The sequence below is a fragment of the Trichormus sp. NMC-1 genome (assembly GCF_001858025.1).
In the GTDB taxonomy this organism is placed as follows: domain Bacteria; phylum Cyanobacteriota; class Cyanobacteriia; order Cyanobacteriales; family Nostocaceae; genus Anabaena.
Genome location: NZ_LZQD01000004.1, coordinates 25,813 through 46,434 on the forward strand (window position 1 = coordinate 25,813; position 20,622 = coordinate 46,434).

17 protein-coding genes are annotated in these 20,622 nt (G+C 39.6%); 8 read left to right on the forward strand and 9 right to left on the reverse strand.

Annotated features, from left to right (window positions below; all coding sequences use genetic code 11):
* The first annotated feature begins 121 nt into the window (after positions 1-121).
* Entirely contained in the window at positions 122-2,470 is a 2,349-nt protein-coding gene (locus A9Y75_RS13935) for a hypothetical protein (protein WP_071190171.1), read from the forward strand.
* 17 nt (positions 2,471-2,487) lie between these two features.
* On the opposite strand, the gene A9Y75_RS13940 is transcribed toward A9Y75_RS13935, so the two are convergent.
* Positions 2,488-2,679 (reverse strand): hypothetical protein, encoded by a 192-nt coding sequence (locus A9Y75_RS13940; RefSeq protein ID WP_071190172.1) that lies wholly within the window; start codon positions 2,677-2,679, stop codon positions 2,488-2,490.
* A 356-nt stretch (positions 2,680-3,035) separates the two neighbouring features.
* On the opposite strand from A9Y75_RS13940, the gene thrC reads away from it, so the two are divergent.
* Both thrC and A9Y75_RS26525 read left to right on the forward strand, forming a co-directional pair.
* The gene (gene thrC, locus A9Y75_RS13945; protein WP_071190173.1) at positions 3,036-4,127 is read left to right on the forward strand and encodes a threonine synthase; all 1,092 of its coding nucleotides are present in this window, start codon (positions 3,036-3,038) and stop codon (positions 4,125-4,127) included.
* Between the two features lie 59 nt (positions 4,128-4,186).
* Positions 4,187-4,585: a hypothetical protein gene (locus tag A9Y75_RS26525; RefSeq protein ID WP_201788416.1), complete on the forward strand. Its 399-nt coding sequence runs from the start codon at positions 4,187-4,189 to the stop codon at positions 4,583-4,585.
* On the opposite strand, the gene A9Y75_RS13955 is transcribed toward A9Y75_RS26525, so the two are convergent.
* Both A9Y75_RS13955 and A9Y75_RS13960 read right to left on the reverse strand, forming a co-directional pair.
* Complete coding sequence (locus tag A9Y75_RS13955) at positions 4,582-5,613, reverse strand: glyoxalase/bleomycin resistance/extradiol dioxygenase family protein (protein WP_071190174.1); 1,032 nt, start codon at positions 5,611-5,613, stop codon at positions 4,582-4,584. The two genes, A9Y75_RS26525 and A9Y75_RS13955, sit on opposite strands and share 4 nt — an antisense overlap.
* 285 nt (positions 5,614-5,898) lie before the next feature.
* Positions 5,899-8,529 carry a trans-splicing intein-formed DNA polymerase III subunit alpha N-terminal partner DnaE-N gene (locus A9Y75_RS13960; RefSeq protein WP_071190175.1) on the reverse strand — a complete coding sequence of 877 codons (2,631 nt, stop codon included), beginning with the start codon at positions 8,527-8,529 and terminating at the stop codon, positions 5,899-5,901.
* Positions 8,530-8,685: 156 nt separating this feature from the next.
* Here A9Y75_RS13960 and A9Y75_RS13965 point away from each other — a divergent pair, with 156 nt between their 5' ends.
* A complete protein-coding gene (locus A9Y75_RS13965) occupies positions 8,686-9,978 on the forward strand; it encodes a dicarboxylate/amino acid:cation symporter (protein WP_071190176.1) in 1,293 nt (430 codons plus the stop codon).
* Positions 9,979-9,986: 8 nt separating this feature from the next.
* Positions 9,987-10,391, forward strand: coding sequence for a hypothetical protein (locus tag A9Y75_RS27625; RefSeq protein WP_143046422.1), 405 nt, complete (start codon positions 9,987-9,989; stop codon positions 10,389-10,391).
* Here the strand turns inward: A9Y75_RS27625 and A9Y75_RS29645 are convergent, their stop codons facing one another.
* The 4 genes from A9Y75_RS29645 to A9Y75_RS13985 form a co-directional block, all read right to left on the reverse strand.
* Positions 10,392-10,571 (reverse strand): hypothetical protein, encoded by a 180-nt coding sequence (locus tag A9Y75_RS29645; protein ID WP_071190177.1) that lies wholly within the window; start codon positions 10,569-10,571, stop codon positions 10,392-10,394.
* A 156-nt stretch (positions 10,572-10,727) separates the two neighbouring features.
* Positions 10,728-11,807: an Hpt domain-containing protein gene (locus A9Y75_RS13975; RefSeq protein ID WP_071190178.1), complete on the reverse strand. Its 1,080-nt coding sequence runs from the start codon at positions 11,805-11,807 to the stop codon at positions 10,728-10,730.
* Between the two features lie 260 nt (positions 11,808-12,067).
* A complete protein-coding gene (locus A9Y75_RS13980; RefSeq protein WP_071190562.1) occupies positions 12,068-13,780 on the reverse strand; it encodes a diflavin flavoprotein in 1,713 nt (570 codons plus the stop codon).
* 301 nt (positions 13,781-14,081) lie between these two features.
* Entirely contained in the window at positions 14,082-15,800 is a 1,719-nt protein-coding gene (locus A9Y75_RS13985; protein ID WP_071190179.1) for a diflavin flavoprotein, read from the reverse strand.
* An 891-nt stretch (positions 15,801-16,691) separates the two neighbouring features.
* On the opposite strand from A9Y75_RS13985, the gene A9Y75_RS13990 reads away from it, so the two are divergent.
* From A9Y75_RS13990 to A9Y75_RS14000, 3 genes are all read left to right on the forward strand, one after another.
* Positions 16,692-16,919, forward strand: coding sequence for a hypothetical protein (locus A9Y75_RS13990; RefSeq protein ID WP_071190180.1), 228 nt, complete (start codon positions 16,692-16,694; stop codon positions 16,917-16,919).
* A gap of 27 nt (positions 16,920-16,946) precedes the next feature.
* Positions 16,947-17,384: a nitrogen fixation protein gene (locus A9Y75_RS13995; protein WP_071190181.1), complete on the forward strand. Its 438-nt coding sequence runs from the start codon at positions 16,947-16,949 to the stop codon at positions 17,382-17,384.
* A gap of 518 nt (positions 17,385-17,902) precedes the next feature.
* Complete coding sequence (locus A9Y75_RS14000; protein WP_071190182.1) at positions 17,903-18,106, forward strand: hypothetical protein; 204 nt, start codon at positions 17,903-17,905, stop codon at positions 18,104-18,106.
* A gap of 171 nt (positions 18,107-18,277) precedes the next feature.
* Here A9Y75_RS14000 and A9Y75_RS14005 read toward each other — a convergent pair whose 3' ends face one another.
* Entirely contained in the window at positions 18,278-19,015 is a 738-nt protein-coding gene (locus A9Y75_RS14005) for a peptidylprolyl isomerase (RefSeq protein WP_071190183.1), read from the reverse strand.
* 62 nt (positions 19,016-19,077) lie between these two features.
* Positions 19,078-20,604: an HlyD family efflux transporter periplasmic adaptor subunit gene (locus A9Y75_RS14010; protein WP_083389607.1), complete on the reverse strand. Its 1,527-nt coding sequence runs from the start codon at positions 20,602-20,604 to the stop codon at positions 19,078-19,080.
* Positions 20,605-20,622 lie beyond the last annotated feature (18 nt).

Consider the following 20,622-nt stretch of genomic DNA (forward strand, 5'->3'; position numbering starts at 1 on the left):
GAGACTTTTTGGTAAGATGTAAAAATTTAAACTTAATAATTGTGAGCAACTTTTCCAAATAGGGGAATAAAAGACAAAATGCCCAGCCTAAAAAGATTCTCCAAGTTGACTGAAAACTAAGATGGCAAAGCACTCGCGTAAGCTGAATCAAAAAGCTGGTCGCATCAATCAGTCTCGTAACGGTGCGATGAAGAAAAGCGCTAAAAAATCTCAGAAACAGCCTCAATGGCAAAGTTGGTTGTTGTCAACCTTAGCGCTGACTATTTTGTTAAGTACTACGGGTGTAATTATAGCTTTCGGCTGGATTAGCATTCTCTTCATCTTCAACCCAGAACAGGTTAGCTGGCTAAATGAAATTTTACCAGAATGGGCGCAACTTCCTCTGAGTAAGAGCGATCGCCCCCAAACTCTCCCAGCCATTCAACTCAGCTTAAGTCAAAAAAACCGCATAGCTGGGGAAACTATATATTTAGATGATCAGCAACAGAAGTCATTTCTACTGCCAGTTTTCCAAAAACGTGCTAATTGTCAGTCTAATTGCCAAGAACTGGTAGAACTGAGGGTTTATCAGCGCTCAAAGTCCTTGGAGTTCCGATTGCAACCAGAAAAATACTACAATTTAATTACTCAAATGTCGGTCACTGGTTTGACAGAATCCTTTGTGAAAGCTTCTTTTGGCGAAACTGCATCAAATGCCAATAATCAAGAGGGAAAAAAGCGCTTATCTTTCACTGAGGTAAAAGCTTTTGAAGACTCCAAACTCTCCCCAGGGTTCTGGTTTTATGCGCGGGGGGAACACAAACAAGAAGATAGTTCTATAGTCTACGGTCAAATTTATTATTACAATCCTGGCAATAGCAGCTTAGAGCAAATGTTATCCTGGAAAAACCCAAATGGACAACTACCTAAATGGGAGCAAGTCACTGGTAGTGCAGCAAAAGAGTTAGTTATCGATCAAACAGTAGGTTTAGAACCCCATCTGCAAGTTTACCAAATCAAATCTGGACAGTTAGCCAATAATTCCTTGGTACTGCAAGAAATTAACCTCCAATCAGAAGTTGAGGACTTTGGTTATCAAAAATCCCTATTATTAGCCCGAAATGGGATGTGGACTCCTGCTTTGGCTTGGTTGACATCTCTCCAGAAAAATCGTCAACAACCTTTTCCAGAGTCTGTACAGGCGCAAATCGATTTAATTCGCCTTCATTCCCAATTCACTAAAAGCCAAGCTGACAAAATTTCGGCTAGTCCCAGTCAACAAGTGCTAACAGATTTAATTGATGGTCGCTGGGAGAAGGCTTTACAGATATTTACAGCATCTTCTCAAAATGCCCAAGAAATTGCTACCTTGCTGAAAGCAGATAGAGGCAGGTTATGGAATCGTACAGCTGTGGCGTTGCGGTTAAACCCCAATAGACAATCGGTTTTAGCTTGGACATATCTGATGTTAGCCCTGCAACGGGGAGAACAACGTGCTACTTCTTGGTTGCAGGAACAACCAAACATCAATCAGAAAAATCTCACCTATTTTCAAGATTTGTTAGCAAAACTCAATTATGAGGTGACAACCACTCAACTCAGTCAAATTATTGGTGGGGTACAACAAGTTACCCTGGTGAATAATGCTGATTGGGTACTCATTCCTGGAACAGCAGATTTAAAGATTACGGATAACCAGGTATGGTATCAGGTAGAGGTAAGTGCATTTCATAATCATGTCAGTTGGCTAAATTCCCCGTTTACTAATTTAAACCCACCAAAAACTCAGTCTAGCCAATTTTGGGCAAAAATATTGGGAATCAGTGCTGATCCCACTATCCAAATAATTGTCTGGTTACAGAATGGAGAACAGCAAATAAATCCGGCTACTATCAAAGCTGTACAACTGCGGAATGGGGTTTTACGGCTTTTAGCTGCTGGTACTAGTATTCCTCAAACTCGAAATAATTCTCTCCAACCCAAACCTTTAGCTCTTACGCCGGCAGCCTTAGAATGGGTACAACCATCTCCTCTTACTGTCCAAGAACTCTATCAACAAAATCCCCAAGTAGTGCAGGTAATGCTAAAAAATACATGGCGTGCTTTGCAACAATCTGGTGATATGCCCTCTGGTGCTGTTCCCAAATTCCCAGAGATGCAGGTAAAAATGGGTGATTGGCCTGTACAACTAATTGATGTCACTAATGACGGTAATCAGGACGTAGTTCTGACTATTTCAGGTGCAGCGATAGAATCATTAAATCAGTCAGCGTCTATCAATAGGAGAAATGTAGAAGCTCAAAAACGTCCCCGAACTTTGATTTTCTCGAATACTGGTAAGGTTATCTATAATGACTTTAGACCAAAATCACAGCAAGCTTTAAGTGCGATCGCTCATTTGGCTAATGATCCATCTCTAACTTTACTGGTAGAAAATGCTCATAAATATAGCTTAAAGCGCTGGTCAGGAACTAATCAGCGCTTTGAGTAGTAACTAAATTTTTTAGTTTATTCTTCTTGGTTACAAGATTCTTGTTTTTGGCTCTTGAGGTTCTGTAACTGTTGTAGTAGGGAATCTACCTCAGCTTGTAAATCCATAAATTTCTCTTGCTGGTCGTCTCGATAATAAGCCTTAGTCAGTTTTTTGACTAATTCGCTATGAGATTCGCAACTGGCAACACTGGATGACAAATTGGACATGGTTATACTCATTTGCAAACTTAACTCACACCATTCGAGATATTATAATAGTGTTATCTTAAGCTTTCTTAAATCATTAGTATACTTTTAATCACATAATCTAATAGTTTATAGGCTTAGTCATAAGCAAATACGATGATAAATCTTCAGTACGACAGACGATCTCTTGTGCTTTATAGTTGACACTTTTAGGCAATAGAGGGGCTTTCTAGAAGAAGGACGAGTTGGAAAGGAGAATGATGCAATTTGTAGACGCGGCAGCTGAAGATCGCCATCAGCGTGGTAAAGTTATTCACACCATAAAATAAAAGACAATTTTCCCATCTTAAATCCTTAGTTAAGAAGTTTTGAATCCTGTGACTTTGAGCTTGTCTGTTGCTAAATCTCATCACCAACCCTGGCCTGGACTGATAGAAGCCTATCGTGAATTCTTGCCTGTCAGCGAAAGCACTCCAGTTGTTACCTTGTTGGAAGGTAACACACCCTTGATACCAGTGCCAGCGATCGCAGAACGCATTGGCAGACAGGTCAAGGTATTAGTCAAATATGATGGTCTTAACCCTACCGGCAGCTTCAAAGATCGGGGGATGACCATGGCCATTACCAAAGCCAAAGAATCAGGGGCAAAGGCGGTAATTTGTGCTAGTACAGGTAATACTTCTGCTGCTGCTGCTGCTTATGCTCGCCGTGGGGGAATGAAACCTTTTGTGTTGATTCCTGACGGCTATGTAGCTTTAGGTAAGTTAGCACAAGCATTACTCTATGGGGCTGAGGTATTAGCAATTAAAGGCAATTTTGACCAGGCGTTGGAAATTGTTCGGGAAATGGCAGATAGTTATCCGATTACGTTGGTGAATTCTGTCAACCCTTATCGCTTGGAAGGACAGAAAACAGCAGCTTTTGAAGTTGTCGATGCCTTGGGTAACGCTCCCGATTGGTTATGTATACCCGTGGGAAATGCGGGAAATATCACAGCATATTGGATGGGATTTTGTCAATATCATCAAATCGGTAAATGCGATCGCTTGCCGAAAATGATGGGCTTTCAAGCTGCGGGTGCTGCACCCTTGGTAAATGGTAAACCTGTCGCACATCCGGAAACCTTAGCCACCGCAATTAGAATTGGTAATCCTGCCAGTTGGGATAAAGCGATCGCTGCCCAATCAGCCAGTCAAGGAAGCTTCAACGCCGTCACAGACGAAGAAATCCTTGATGCTTACAGACTCCTAGCATCATCAGAAGGTATTTTTTGTGAACCGGCTAGTGCGGCTTCCGTGGCAGGGTTATTAAAGGTAAAAGACCAAGTTCCTACAGGTGCAACAGTAGTTTGTGTCCTCACAGGGAACGGTCTTAAAGACCCAGATACAGCAATTAAGCACAGTCACAGTCAATTTAAACAAGGCATTGCCGCAGAAGTTAAAGCTGTAGCTGAAGCAATGGGATTTTAGGGAACGCGGAGAAGTAGGGACGCGGGGATGGGGAGATGGGGAGATGGGGAGATGGGGAGATGGGGAGATGGGGAGATGGGGAGATGGGGAGATGGGGAGATGGGGAGATGGGGAGATGGGGAGATGGGGAGATGGGGAGATGGGGAGATGGGGAGATGGGGAGATGGGGAGATGGGGAGATGGGGAGATGGGGAGATGGGGAGATGGGGAGATGGGGAGATGGGGAGATGGGGAGATGGGGAGATGGGGAGATGGGGAGATGGGGAGATGGGGAGATGGGGAGATGGGGAGATGGGGAGATGGGGAGATGGGGAGATGGGGAGATGGGGAGATGGGGAGATGGGGAGATGGGGAGAAATAATGATCTACTGCACCCTGCCCCCTGCCTATTTATTCCCTGTTCCCTGTTCCCTGTTCCCTGTTTACGAATTACGAATTACGAATTACGAATTATTTAATTTTTTTCTACCAAAGTCCAGAAATAGCCATCTGGTGAAACAAAGGAAAAACTCAATTCTCCAAATTCATTATTCACAATATCAGTCACATTTTTGGCATTACTCGCCCGAATGCGGTCAAAATAGGTATGTATTCCGCTGACGTGGTAAGTGTAAAGGCACATTCCCAAACTTCCCGGTTGGGCTGATTCAAAGCGCGACTCTAACCTGATCTGCTCTGGAAAACGAATGATGTAAAGTCTACCACTGCGTGCTGCCATAAAATCAGACTTGGAAGAACGAGGATCATCAAAAGCCGTAACTATAAACTTTTCCCCAGGATTAAGTTCAAACAAATCTCGACCGGCTAAAGAAGATTCATAGGTAGTTTCTACATCATCACGCACACGCAACAAACCCAAAACTTCTTCATAAAAGCGCAGAGTTTCTTTGCTATCATCCTGAACAATCATCCCCATATGGGTAAACTGACTAGTAGCTAAAGCCCCATTGTGATTGATTTTTCCATAATGGGGCATCACATAGCCGAAACGTTGAAATAGCACCTGTCGCGTCAATGGTTGCAGCAACATCATTTCTCGCACCCCAAAAGCAGCATCTATAAAAGGACGGCTTTTTTTGTCTTTGTCATAAATCACTTCCCAGTAAGGGTGCGAGTACCTGATAGTCGAACCTGCGGCTTTGGCATTTTCTGCATGATTTAAAATTCCTAACAAATCAGCAGTTAAAGCAGTACCCCAACGATTACCCTTAACTTTCATCGAACTGATACCCAATCCTTGATTTGTGGGGTTTTCCCAAATCATCAGCCGAATTAAACCATGATCTGCGTCTTGGTGGTAAAGACGAATCGCTTTTAAAGCAGAATTCACCTTGTATAATTGGTAAGCCGCATCTGCGCTTAATTCTCCCATTTGCCCAATGCGATAGCCAAATTGTTCCCAATATTGAATTGCTGAAATTGGATCAGGAACGCCAATACAGACTTCATAAATACCTTCAATTGCAGTATTTTTTCCTTGAGTCATAGGATTTTTGTTCTTATCAAGATATTTTTGTCAGAGTAAGTAGCCATCTTGAACTGCGTACACCAGAACCCATGAAAAAAACTTCTTATTCCCCTCCACGAAACAGCGGGGAGGGGTTAGGGGTGGGGTCTTATTTCCAAGTCAGGTGGGCGTTAAAAATTGTCGTTATGACAAGGGAACAGGGAACAGGTGACAGGTTATTCTTAATTTTATCCGCGTCCCCGCGTCCCCGTGTCTCCGTGTCTCCGCGTCAGTCTAATTAGTTGGGTTTTTAATTTTTAATTTTTACTGTGGCAAATTCTGCGCCTTTAACAAATCTAAATCCCGTTCAAAAATCTCATCAATCGGCAACATTTCCCCCGCAGTAGTCATAAATTTATGGTCTTTTGTGGCGCGAATTGTTGAAGCATCATCTAAACAATATTCATACAAGTCTTGTATTCCCCGATTATGCCATTGTGCTATTGGTTGAGTGTAAATATTTCCATTTTTATCAACACTGAACACACTACAATCAATGCGTTTTTCGACAATTTCTCCGATAGCCATCAAACCATATTCAACAGTTAAAACTTCCGTATCGTAACTTAAACAATATTCAGCAAACTTCAACATATCCGCAAATAGTTGTTCAGCTACTTGCTTTTTGACACCATTTTTAGTGGAACCATCAATAAACTTTTCTTCCTGCTTCTGCATTTCAGAAACTTTCTTTTTACCCATAGCCCGACGCAGTAAGTCAGCTTGTCCTAAAGAATAACCAGCCATATCCTGAGCAATTTTCATAATTTGCTCTTGATAGACCATAATTCCATAGGTTTCATTTAATATTGGTTCTAAAATACCTGTTTCATATTCAATTTGTTCTCGTCCATGTTTACGGTTAATAAACTTAGGAATCAAGCCTGCATCTAATGGGCCTGGTCGATAAAGTGCCAAAATAGAAGAAATATCTTCAATATTAGAAGGTTTCAAATCTCTAACTATTTGCTTCATTCCCGACGACTCTAATTGAAATATTCCTTCTAATTCACCTGATTCTAATAAATCATAAGCTTTCTGCACTTCTTTGGGTAAGGTGCTATGCTGACCTTTTGCTAATATATGTTGTGCTTTTCTTTCTTGACCTGTAATTTCATCTGGGTCAATTTTATAACCCTTAGTTTCTTCAATTAAATCAATAGTTTTTTGAATTAAGGTGAGGTTCCGCAAACCGAGAAAATCCATTTTCAACAAACCCAATGATTCCAAATCTTCCATAAAATACTGGGTAATTACAGAACCATCATTATTGCGTTGTAGGGGGACAATTTCATCAAGAGGGTCAGCAGAAATCACCACACCAGCAGCGTGAACACCAAAGGTTTTGTTAGTACCTTCAATTCGCATGGCCATATCCAACCAATGGCGAACATTCGGGTCATTATCATATTTATCTTTAAATTCTTGTGCTGGTGTTTCATCAGAAACCATAACTTTAAGTTTGGTTGGTTTTCCTCGCACCACAGGAATTAATTTCGCCATTTTATCAGCGTCACCATAGGGAACATTTAACACTCTGGCGACATCTTTTAAAACTGCTTTCGATGTTAATCGGTTAAAAGTAATAATTTGGGCAACTCTATCAGCGCCATATTTATCGGTTACATATTCAATGACTTGATCCCGTTTTTCAATACAGAAATCCGTATCAATATCAGGCATTGATTTCCGTTCTGGGTTTAAAAAGCGCTCAAATAATAAGCCATGATGTACAGGGTCAATGTTGGTAATTCGCATTGCGTAAGCAACCAAAGAACCAGCTGCTGAACCACGACCTGGACCTACAGGAATGTTATTGTCTCGTGCAAATTTGATGTAATCCCACACAACTAAAAAGTATGTAGAAAAACCCATTTTTTGCAGCATTTTTAATTCATATTCCAATCTTTCTTTATAAACCTGATCTACTTCGCTGCGGGATTTGCGATTTAATCTTTCTAAAAGTCCTTGCCAAGCAATTTCTTCTGTATAAGTGTCAGGAGTGTGACCAGAAGGAATCGGAGGAGTAGGGATTTTCGGCTCATCCATGATGTGGTAAGGCTCGATTTTATCCGCTACTTCGACCGTTGTGGCTATAGCTTCAGCAATGACATCATCAGTTAAATGGTCACGAAATAGCGCTTTCATCTCATCAGCAGATTTGAGATATTCTGTGCCGCTATATCGCATTCTTTTATCTTCGCTAATTAGCTGCCCTGTTTGAATACATAGCAAAGCATCATGTGCTTCTACATCAAAACAAGAAATATAATGGGAATCATTGGTAGCAATAAATTTAATTCCTAATTCCCGTGCAATTTTGACAATTTCAACATTAACAATTCTGTCTTCTTGAGAACCGTGATCTTGAATTTCTAAATAAAAATCTTCGCCAAATACTTCTTTATACCATTTTGCAACTTTTCGGGCTGCATCTGGTCGATTACTAAGAATTGCTTGGGGAATTTCTCCACCTAAACAAGCACTGGTGACTATTAACCCTTCTTTATATTGTTTCAGTAAATCTTTATTAATACAAGGACGAGAAAAAATGCCTTTACCTTGTACACCTTGAAGGTGAGAAATTGTGGTGATTTTAACTAAGTTTTTATAGCCTTTTGTATTTTTAGCTAAAACGACTTGATGATATTTGGGACGGCGTTCTTGTTTTTCAATATCACCGTTAATGATATACATTTCGTTGCCAATAATTGGCTTAATAGTCTTACTCCGACAGATTTTAATTAATTCAACTGCACCATACATGACACCATGATCTGTGAGTGCGATCGCTTTCATCCCCAGTGCGATCGCTCTATCGACTAACTCTGGTAGCTGACTGGCCCCATCAAGCAAACTATAGTCACTATGAATATGCAAAGGAACAAAAGACATATAATTTTAGATTTTAGATTTTAGGTTTTAGATTGATTTTACGAATACGAGATACCAGCTTAACAGTTTTTACCTCGATGACTGCTTTCCTGTTCCCGGAATTTTCATCGCTACTGGTGATGTTTTAATAGTTACAGTCATTTCATAGCATTTAGCATGAGCGAAACGAAGAATACTAACTCACCCGCAACCGAAAACCGCCCGTGGTGGCAGCAGATTCCGCTCACGTTACAAATTATCATGGCCTTAGTGCTTGCAGTCATTTTAGGCATTTCTCTAGGTGCGGGTAATCCTAACCCCAGCAACGCCATCTTCATTACTAATTTAGCAATTCCTGCCGAATTAATCCTCAAGGCACTCCGCGCCCTGGCTACACCGCTGATTTTAGTAGCAGTGCTGCACACATTTATGACTACAAATATCCCCAGTAAAGCAGGTAGGCGGTTAGCAGTAATACTTGTAACTAACACCTCAGTAGCTATTTTGGTTGGGCTTTTAGTTGCTAACGTCCTGCGTCCTGGGACTTGGGGGAGTTTAGTGCTTCCAGTCCCCACACAAATCACTGTTCAAAGTTTTGACCCTTGGAGACTATTTAAAGATGCTGTTCCACAAGCAATCCTCCAGCCACTGGTTGATAATAACGTTATTCAATTAATTGTCATTGCTATCAGCTTTGGGCTGGTTTTGCGGGGCTTAAAATCAGAACAAATCGACCAAGGCAAAAAAGAATATCAGTCTACTGAGAATGTTATCGCTACATTATTTGACGCAATCATCCGCATCTTAAACTGGGTAATTGCCTTAGTACCTTTAGCTGTTTTTGGCATTGTTGCTCAAGTTATTGCCGAAAGAGGCTTTGTACCATTTCAATCTTTAGCGGCGTTTATTGTAGCAGTTTTGTTAGCGCTGTTTTTGCAAGCTTGCTATTACCTGCTCAGAATTAAAATCGGTTCTTGGGTAAACCCACGCCAGTTTTTAGTTGGTGGTGCTGATGCCTTTTTGACGGCTTTTTCGACTTCTTCCTCTACGGTAACAATGCCCATTACCTTTGAAATTTTGCAAACAAAAATCGGTTTAAGAGAATCTTCTGCTTCTTTGGGTGCGTTAGTTGGCTCCAATTTCAATCATGATGGAACTGCATTGTATGAAGCGATGTCTGCGTTGTATATTTCCCAAGTGATCGGGCAACATTTGAGTTTAGGACAGCAATTAGTTGTAGTTCTCACGTCCATTTTTGCTTCGGTGGGTGCAGCAGGTATTCCCAATGCTGGACTGGTGACAATGACTTTGGTATTTACTTCTGTGGGCTTACCGACAGATTATATAGCGTTGCTAGTAACTGTAGACTGGTTTTTAGATCGTTGCCGCACAGCAATTAATGTCATGGGAGATATGACTGTGAGTGCTTTACTGGATGGCAAAAAGCCCCGTTCTGTAAACGAGGCTTAAGTAGTTCGGTGTGTCATTGGGATAAGACAGGGGGGATGGGGAGATGGGTGCAGGGTGCAGGGTGCAGGGGGAGACGCGGGGAAATTAAGAATTACCTGTCACCTGTCACCTGTCACCTGTCACCTGTCACCTGTCACCTGTCACCTGTCACCTGTCACCTGTCACCTGTCACCTGTCACCTGTCACCTGTCACCTGTCACCTGTCACCTGTCACCTGTCACCTGTCACCTGTCACCTGTCACCTGTCACCTGTCACCTGTCACCTGTCACCTGTCACCTGTCACCTGTCACCTGTCACCTGTCACCTGTCACCTGTCACCTGTCACCTGTCACCTGTCACCTGTCACCTGTCACCTGTCACCTGTCACCTGTCACCTGTTCCCTGTTTACGAATTACGAATTATTTTGATTAGCTAATGTTGTTGGGGTCCTTTAGCGTCGGAATGTTTAGCCAAGCACCTTTCTAAAAGTTCAATTCGCCAGACTAGCGCAAAACGCTGAGGATTCCAAATTAATTTAGTATCACGGCTAAATAAGGGTTGGTTCAAATAATGCCAAAGAGGAAATTGAATTTTTGTGTGTTTGGGAGCCATGGGAGGAATAAAATACTATAAAATAGCTTTGGCAGTAGCTGGCATTTTATTAAAAAAGTCAACTATCAATACCTTTATAATTCAAGATTAAACTAGGATCTGGCAATTGTCTTGGTGGCAATTGCGGAATTTAAGAAAATGTTACTTTTGGCTTTTTTAAAAAAGTGCGAGCAAATCCTGAACTTGTCTCTGATATGAACACTCTGAAGGCTGAATACTGAAAAGAAAATTTTGATATGCCATAGACATTTGTCTAGCCACTTCATCAACTGGGACACTACCAGGACTAGTTCCCAAACCAGGAACAACAACTGTATTGATTTGTTTTTGTAAACAACTACAATAGGTTTGGTTATGTTTGCGAATGGCTAAAAGAGTTGACCACATTCCTTGATAAACATGATCTTTGCCAGCCATTGACATCTGCATTCTCAAGGTGGGACTATGAGCAATAAATGGATGTAAAATATGATTTGTTTCTACAATTAAAGATGTTCCTATAGGTTGATCTCCTAAATACTCTTCTTGAATACGTTTTTGTAATAATGTTTCTACATCTTTGCCAAAAAATTTGAGTACTGTAGCATCAATATTATTGGCGGAATTTAAAGAACTAGCAGCGGTAACTATACAATCAAAAAAAGGCAATTCATCAAAAGTGCCATTGACTATTTGGACATTAGGTAAGCCTTCAAAATAATCGGCAAAAGCTCTACATAAAAAAGCTTTAGTGTCTATTAAAATTAGTTTTAGTGGTATGTCATAACTCCATGTTTGACAGGCATCTATGTTAGTAATTTTGGCTTTATAGTATGATTTATCAATCAGAAAAAGTAAATGAGAATTAAGAACGGTAAAAGTAGAATCAATGTTTAAAGTAATATCAGCTACTTTATCTGCTGTTAAACCATCAGGAGTTTTAATTTCCAGAATTAATCTTTTAATTGCATGATAAATATCTAAAAATAATAATTGTAGAGGTTCATCGGCAATAATCGGACAACGAAGTAATTTTAGACAATCATCTAAACCATAGACAATTTTTTGCAAACTAGTAAATCCTAGCATTGCTGCTCCACCTTTGAGACAAAAGGTAGCCCGGAAAATTTCTCCTAATTCGTCTCTGTCATCAATTGTATTTTGTAAATTGAATAACCCCTGATAGATTGTGTTAAGGTGATCTTGAGATTCTTCAACAAAGTAGCCGATAATTTTTTTAAATTCTTCTGGAGTCATGGCTGTAATAATTGTTGTATTTTTATGATGTACAAAATTACAAAAATTTAGCGCTATTATATATTAGTACTTATTTATATCAGATTGACTATCAGGGCAAATTCATTCTCACATATAAAATTGTGCCTCAGTCAAGAGATGGCTTGATCTGGCACTGTGTTTAGACTACCCACTTTTAACTTGATTCATATCGTCAACGCCAAAAAAAAACCACCCTGGTTATTTCCCAAGGCGGTTATTCAATTTATACCTTTCGGTAATTAATAGTGTGTGCCTGTTTTGCGGTGGTTGATAGCAGTCATAGCATCAGCCTTGAGTAATTTACCGTTATCGACGGTTGCATATACTACCCAGTGATCGCCGCATTCAAGACGTTGGCTAACTGAACATTCCAGATAAGCTGATGCGTCAGTGAGGATTGTACAACCGTTGTCTGCTTCTACAGTCTGGAAGTTAGCAAATCTATTTTCTCCGGGGGCGAAATTCTTGCGGAAATGCTTCATGTAATCTACATGAACACCTTCTGGGAGAATGTTGATAGCAAATTTTCCACCAGGATACATAAGAGATTCTACGGCTCGGTCTTTAGCGATCGCAACGGTAATACCAGGTGGGTTAAAAGTAGCTTGAGAAACCCAAGCCCCAAGCATTCCTGTAGAAACTTCTCCTTGCTTGGCTGTCACCACACATACAGAACCAATAATCCGGCCTACAGCTTGTTCTGTTGGGGTAGCAGATTGTTGGGGTACACGAATTTTTCTAGCTTTTTTCAAGCCTTGAGCGAAATCTGTACCGATTTCTTCACACAATTTGAGTGTGACTTCATCAGGCTTAAATTTTACCTTCAGGGTATCAAAGCCAAACCGATATCCAGCATCTCGGAGTTTACCTTCAACTAAATCTAAGGCTTCACCACTCCAACCGTAGGAACCAAATACCCCAGCGAGTTTGCTGTTGTCTCCAGTAGAGAGAACAATACCCAAAGCGGTGTGAATAGGAGTAGGTGCATGACCACCAATGGTGGGAGTACCTATAATAAAAGCATCTGCTTTTTCTACAGTATTACGAATATCATCGGGTAGTGCAAATTCACAGTTAATTGATTGAACTGCAACCCCACCTTTGGTCAATCCCAACGCCATAGCCTGTGCTAAAATTGCTGTATTACCATAGGCTGAAGCGTAAAGTAACGCCACGGAAATTTCCCGATTCTTGTGAGAAAGACTCCATTCTCCATAGGCTTTTGTCAGTTCAATTAAGCAGGTGCGAATTAACGGCCCATGACCTACAGCATACATTCTCACTTGCAAATCGGAAATTTTCTCTAAAGCTGCTTCTACGTGGATTGCATGGGGAGCCATCAAGCAATTAAAGTAGTAACGCTGGTCTTCTTTGAAGCTTTCTGAATTGTCATCAAATACGTCATCTCCACAGATATGCACTCCAAATAATTTATCTGTGTAGAGAATTTGGGTTTGTTGGTCGTAGGTACAAAGTGCTTCTGGCCAACGGGGACTAGGTGTAGGTAAGAATTTTAAAACATGACCTTGACCCAAATCTAAAGTTTCTTTCCCTTTCATCACCAAAACTTTGATATCTTGGTCTAGGAAAGCCGCCCGTAAATTAGCAGATGCAGGTAGAGAACAAACAAAAGTTATTTGTGGTGCCAGTTCTAACAGGGCTTTTAAAGTTGGTACACGGTTGGGGCTAAAATGACCCAAAATTACATAATCCAACTTTCTGAAGTTAACTGTATTCTGTAATGCTTCCAGATAAATTGCGGTGAAATTTTCCCCAGGAGGATCAATCAATGCAGTTTTATCGGCTTCTATTAAATAGCAATTGGAGGTAGTTCCTCTTTCAAGTGCATATTCAATTTCAAACCTTAGACGTGACGCACTTCTGGCTCTGAGAACTTTTGTGTTGGTGGCAATAGGTAGAATTTGTACGTCGCGTGGTTTGGAATTGCTCATAGGTTTTTGTTGTGAAGAAAAAACTTGTGACAACCAGTTTTTAGCAGATTCAAAAGCGTTAGAAAGAGGATCTGGGAAGCTCATAATAATTATGAAATACTTGCAGGAAAATATCTGTGCATTGCAATTCAAATTTCACAATAGGTAATAGACATCTAGTGGAAAAGAATGTAGAGACGTTCCATGGAACGTCTCTACAAGGGTTCTAGGAAACGCACATTTAATTTTCACGCTCTTGTCTAATGGGTAATAGGTAATGTGGAGAATTATCTATCACCTATTCCCTATTCCCTATTCCCTATTAGTAGTAATTCCCTACTTTGCGATGGCGTACTGCTGTGATTCCATCAGGCTTGGAAACACGTCCATCTTCGACTGTGCAGTATAAAATCCAATGGTCGCTACATTCCATGCTGCTGACAACTTCACATTCCATGTATGCGAGTGCGTCTGTAAGAATTGGTGAACCGTTTTTAGCGGTTTGGGTTTTTACGCCGGCAAATCTATCCGCACCGGGATGTAAACGCTTGAGGAAATGCTTTTTCAGGTCTTGATAGTTTCCTTCTTCCAAGACATTCAGAACAAAGCGATCGCCTAATTGGAGTAAGTTATCAATAGCCCGGTCTTTGGCTACGGCTATTGTGAATCCTAAAGGCTGTAAACTAGCTTGTGTTACCCAGGAAGCGATCATTGCTCCACTCATATCACCTTTTTTGGCGGTGACAATATACAAGCCGCTGCTAATTCTACCCAACGCTTTTTCCATGTTCACGTCGAGAGACTTGATTTGTTTGATGTTGCGTTCTCGCATGATCAATTTTCCCAAGTCTGTACCAGCTTCTCCACAAAGTTGGTAGGTTGATGCATTGGGGACTTCTTTAATCCGAATTGCGGGGAAGGCTTCTTTGACACCTAAGTCTATAAATTTACGGCGTAGGGTATCAATGGGTTCATCATCGCCACCGTAAGATTCAAATAGTCCTACTACTTGCTTATTTTTGGCGACTGATAGCAATGAACTCATCCCAGCTTGAGCCGCTACGGAGGTAGTTGGAGGCATTCCGATAATAATACCTGATGCTCTACCTGCTAGTTCTTGAATTTCTTGGAGTTCTGCTGTGTTGAGATCTATTACTTCTACTCCCACTCCAGCTTTTTGGATACCTTCAGAAATGGCCATAGCCAAGCGATCGCTATATCCATATTCTGAGATATAGAATAAACCAACCACAGTCTCTGCTGTAGCTTGTTTTTGGCTCCAGTTTTGGTAACACTCTGTCAGCAGATCTAGATTATGATGCAGTAATGGGCCATGTCCGTTAGCAATGATTTTGATTTTGCCAAGTTCACCCATTCTCTTCATTGCATTCAATAGAGAACGAGCATTAGGACCCATTAAGCAATCGTAATAAAATCTGAAGTCGGCTTCAATCGCTTCTAAGTCTTCGTCAAAGGTGCGATTGTCGCAGAAATGCATTCCAAATGCATCACAGGTATAGAGGATTTGGGTTTGGCGATCGAAGCTGAAAATGGTGTCAGGCCAGTGTAAATTGGGCGCACTGACGAATTCGATTTCATGTCCTTTACCAATGTCGATGCGATCGCCACTTTTGACAATTCGCTTGGAAAAAGGATCATGTACTAAACCTTCCAAAAACTGAAGTGCTACTTTGGAAGCTAAAACAGTTGCTCTTGGTGCTAACTGTAATACATCTTCTACCAAACCACTATGATCTGGTTCTGTGTGACTGACAATAATGTAATCAATTGTCTTGGGATTAACAATACTTTTCAAAGTTTCTAAATACAGGTGACGAAACTTCTGGTGAGAAGTATCAATCAAAACTGTTTGTTCACCCCTAATTAAATATGAATTATAGGTTGTGCCGTTTTGCAGTCCAAATTCAATATCAAAACGATCTCGATCCCAATCAAGAGAGCGAATCGCCGTGGTGTTAGGGGCAATTTCTACAGTTTGTATAGTTAACCTTGGTTCAACTTTCTCTGAGATCGCTACCATGATTCGTCTCCGAGTCCAAATAATATTCTCTTCTCAATCCATTTTCTTCCTAAATTCTTTTTAAAGTTGTAATCAAGAACATATTTTGGAAAATTTAACTTGTATCAATTAATGCTCTTTTTCAGCATATTTTATGACTAGAAAAATATACTAATTCTTAAATATGTCTAATGCAATACGACTTAAATATTTATTTTTCTTGGCAGAATTTAAAATCCTTAAACCATCATACAGATATTGGCTTTCCTTGACAAATAATTCGTTATAAAAAGTATATATAGCGGTTCTTGATTGAGTGAGATACAAACACCCCACCCCCAACAGCAATTGGAGGTAGTTCCTCTTTCAAGTGCATATTCAATTTCAAACCTTAGACGTGACGCACTTCTGGCTCTGAGAACTTTTGTGTTGGTGGCAATAGGTAGAATTTGTACGTCGCGTGGTTTGGAATTGCTCATAGGTTTTTGTTCTCATTCAAGTGCATACCCTATAAAGGGATAGGATATTATTTTATTTTGGCTAATTTCTAACTCCTGAAAGATTTATTTTTACTTATGCCTTGTCAGTAAACAAGGTTTTCGGGACATAAATGTTTTAGTTAAGGTTTGAAATTATCTGATATAGCAATCCTATTAGAGTTGAGAATTTATCGGTGATAGCATAGCGTGACGTAAGTCATGGGAAGGGAACAGGGAACAGAAAGTATTCATGAATCATTTAGGATTGCTATATAGTCAAATTTTAGTGACATAAAAAGTTTATTTCAGTCACCAGAAAAAATAAAAAAAATTGTTTTAAAGATTTTTATATGCCTAGAATTAATGATGTTAGGCATTCTGGCTATTTAGTAGTCAAGCCTAAACTATTTATATACTTTAGAGAACAATCAACATGAAAGCCAAAAATAGTCTGGAAATTAATGACCTAATTGACGATGCTGTAAATAATGCATTGGCACGCCGGAATGAAGCTTTAGTAGATATATCTGATGCAGAAGGGAAAAACATTACAGGTGGGATAACAACTGGCCGTATAAGTATTAAATTTCAACCTCCTATTGTTATAGGAAAGATAATCACAACAGGAATCTTCCCTCCAACCAAAACTCTTATCGCTTAAAAATCCTCTTGACTGGAGGCTCAATTCATGAAAGAAATTGCTGCTGAAAAAACTACACTTTGCCCCAGTGCTAGACCAGAACCAGGAGATAGTTTTGTTTTCGGTATCATCAGTGGAACAGTCGCAGAACCTCGTGTGGCTTATCTCAAGCAACCCCAGCCTGTCACGGATGAACTATTAGCAAAAGCTAGTCCAATTACACCAGCTGAAATTTTTCGTACAGCGTCTCCTTGTGCTACTAATGGTTGTCAACATTTTGATGGACAAGATTGTCGTTTAGCAACGCGAATTGTCGAACAATTATCGGCAGTAACAGAAGAATTACCTCCCTGTTCTATCCGCCGAGATTGTCGCTGGTGGAACCAAGAAGGCAAGGCAGCTTGTATGCGTTGTCCACAAGTGATCACAGATAACTATAATGCTTCTGAATTAGCAATTCAAGTAGCAACACCAACTGCCGGTTAAAACTACGAAATTTATTAAGTAGGAATCAGGTTTTATTTGTGAAGTAGGGGTTTAGCAATGCTAAATCCCCACTCTTACAGGTATGTAAGAAAATTTTTCACAGATAATTTAAGATTGCTATAAACCTATTCATCAAAACGATAAAAATAAATTAAATTAAATTAATCTTAATTAATCAGGAGAAGATTATGTCTCCTGATTTTTTATGTTTGATAAATTTCCCAACTAAATCGGGACATAATTGTTTTAGTTTTATCTCTTTTCAGCCTACTCTAATTCTGTAATTACTGTTTTATTGAGAATATTTTTAACGATAATAGCAGAATTGAGGAGTTTTGGCTGAAATAATATCATAATCAAGCTATTTTGATTGATAAAACTGTAACTTCTATGGTCTATTTAGTTGATAAAAATCTCTAGACAGAGGTTCTTATTTTCAATACGATGTAATCAGGAAATAAAAACATTTCCGGTTTTTTATACACTGTTTGATTTTTTAAACCAAGGAGAATACCAAAATGGCTAACATTCAAATTGCGAACTTAGCACAAATTGAAAAGCAGTTCAATGAATTGTCTAATTTGGAACTTGAAGGTGTTGTGGGAGGAAGTGGCCCTCGTGTAGACAAAGGTGATTTTAATGGTGATGGAATAGAAGATGTCTGCCGCTCCTGGTACAGAAAAAATGGTACGATCAGAAAAATGACAATAAAATTTGGTTAGAAGTAAAGGTTCTCGTTCCCAGTCTCCGACTGGGAATGCCATATAGAGGCTCCGACTCCAGGATTTAGTATCAATAAAGGCAGAGCCTTCCATAATTCATTCCCATACAGAGTATGGGAACGAGAAACGAGAAAATGTTGGGTTTTGTTAACCCAACCTACGCAACTTGACTCACTCAAAATTCAAATTAATCACAACTTCATTAACTTGTTGTTTTAGCCAATTCAAACCTAAATCAGTAAAAATTTGACGGCGTATTTTATCATCCAATTCCGGCTTGATAATCTCCTCAACAAAAATTAAATGTACACCCTTAGAAGTAACTATCGGTTTCAGAAATTGAGGTGCTTCAGCCGCAAAGACAGCGGCAGAAATTTCCGCCTTTAAATCCTTGCGACGCAATACCCCCAAATATCCCCCTTGGCGACGTAATTCTACATCCTGAATATATTTGTGAGCCACATCATAAAAACTCATCTCACCTTCTTTAATCGCATAGAAAAGCTCTATCGCCAAATCTTCATCATTGAATACAACTTCATACATGACAGCACCTACATAATCTAGCTGATTTTCAAAGAAGTATGGTTCGATTTTATCGGAAAATAAATGTTGGCTTAACTTGCCAAAAATTATACTACTATAGACTATTTCTTCAAAATCATCTATAGATAAACTATGTTTTTCCAACCATTTCCAAGTATCTTCAGCACTAGTGAGTTTATTCATTAATCGCAATAAATCTGCTGCTTTTTGTAATTCTTCAGTTTCCGCTTTTATTCCAGCTTCTTCAGCAGCAGCTATAATCACTTTTTGGTTGACAAACTGTTCAACTATCTCAGGAATTTTGCAAGATAGCTTGACTTGTTGAAAAATATTTTCCTTGGTAATAGTGATAGGTTCTGACATGATTTGCTCCTTAAATTAGATAAAATTAAACAATTTGAAAAATACAAAACACAGTGAAATTTCTACAACTTCACCCCACCCTGTTGCAACTTCTTAAACGGGTCAAGTAGAAAATCAATAATCCGTCGCTGACGCACAATCACTTCAGCCGTTGCTGTATCTCCCGGACGCAAAGAAATACATTTATTAGCAGAGGGAATACAACTCTGTTCGAGAGAAATTTCTAAGTTATAAGCTGCCACTTTTCCATTAGGTGTATCCATTTCAATAGTATTAGGAGAAATCTTAATTAACTTCCCTGATACAACACCATAATCCTGAAAAGGATAGGCATCAAATTTTACCTTGACTGGCAATCCTAAACGCAAAAAACTACTTTCATTAGTCGGCATTTGCGCTCGAATTATTAAAGGTGAATTATCTTGTGCAATTTCGGCAACCATTGTCCCTACCTGCACAACTGAGCCAGGTTTTTGAATTGGTAACTGAAATAAGATCCCATTTACAGAAGCTTTAATTTCTCGTTGTCCTAACTGAAATTTTAACGACTCTATCTGACTCTTACTTTGTGCAATCTCTGATTGGAGAGAAGTAACATCTGTATCTAGACTTTTCTGTTGTTCGACAATTTTCAACATAGATAACTGACCCGAACGAGTTAAAGTTTGATAACCTCTTTGTTGTTCTTGCAGTCGCAATTTAGCCTGTTGAATATCAGCGTTAGCTTGACGCAGATTTCGCTCATAACTACTTTTTTGTTCTGCTAAACGTAACTTAGCCTGTTGAATATCTGACTTAGTTTGTGCATACAATTTTTGTTTGTCTTTAGCTATATCTTGCTTTTCTACCAGATTAATTTCTGGAATTACTCCTTGCCGTTTTAGCTGCGTATAGCGTTTCACTTCCCGCTGACTACTTACCAAACTACTCTCTACTAACTGATTAGTAGTATGGTTATTGATGAGAGTTTGTCGGGCTTGATTAAGTTGAGATAATCTTTCTTCTTTCTGAAATTGATAGGCATTCCTGAGAGTATTAATATTCTGTTGGGCTTGATCAACTTGTGCTTGTTTTTCTAACTGTTGAGATTGATTTTGTTGTTGTTGAGTTGCTAAAGAGACAATTAGCTGGTTTTTGGAGGAATTTAACTGAGAAAGTCGATTTAACTGCCCCTCCAATTTATCTTGGACTTGACGCAATTCTGACTTGACTAATTCCGATTCTAATAATAATAAAGTTTGTCCTGCTTTGACTGTTTCACCTTCTTTAACCTGAATTTCTGCAACAGTTCCCGCTACTGCTGCATCCAATTTTACTGTTTTATCTTTAGGCTCAATTCGTCCTCTTCCTGTACCTGTTTCATCTACTTTAGATAACATTGCCCAAGGTAAAACCAGGGATACAATCAAGACTAAAAAGTATAGTAATCCCCTCGTCCAAACTTGAGGTAAGCTATCAAGTGATTCTTTGGTAATTTCCGACCAATCTTCACTGGTAATTTCCGGTAATTCTGGTGATAAAATCTCTGGAAATATTGGCTCTTGTTGTGGCTGGGATTCTGCTATGCTGCCATTTAATGTGTTTGTCATAATGCACCTGGATCAAGA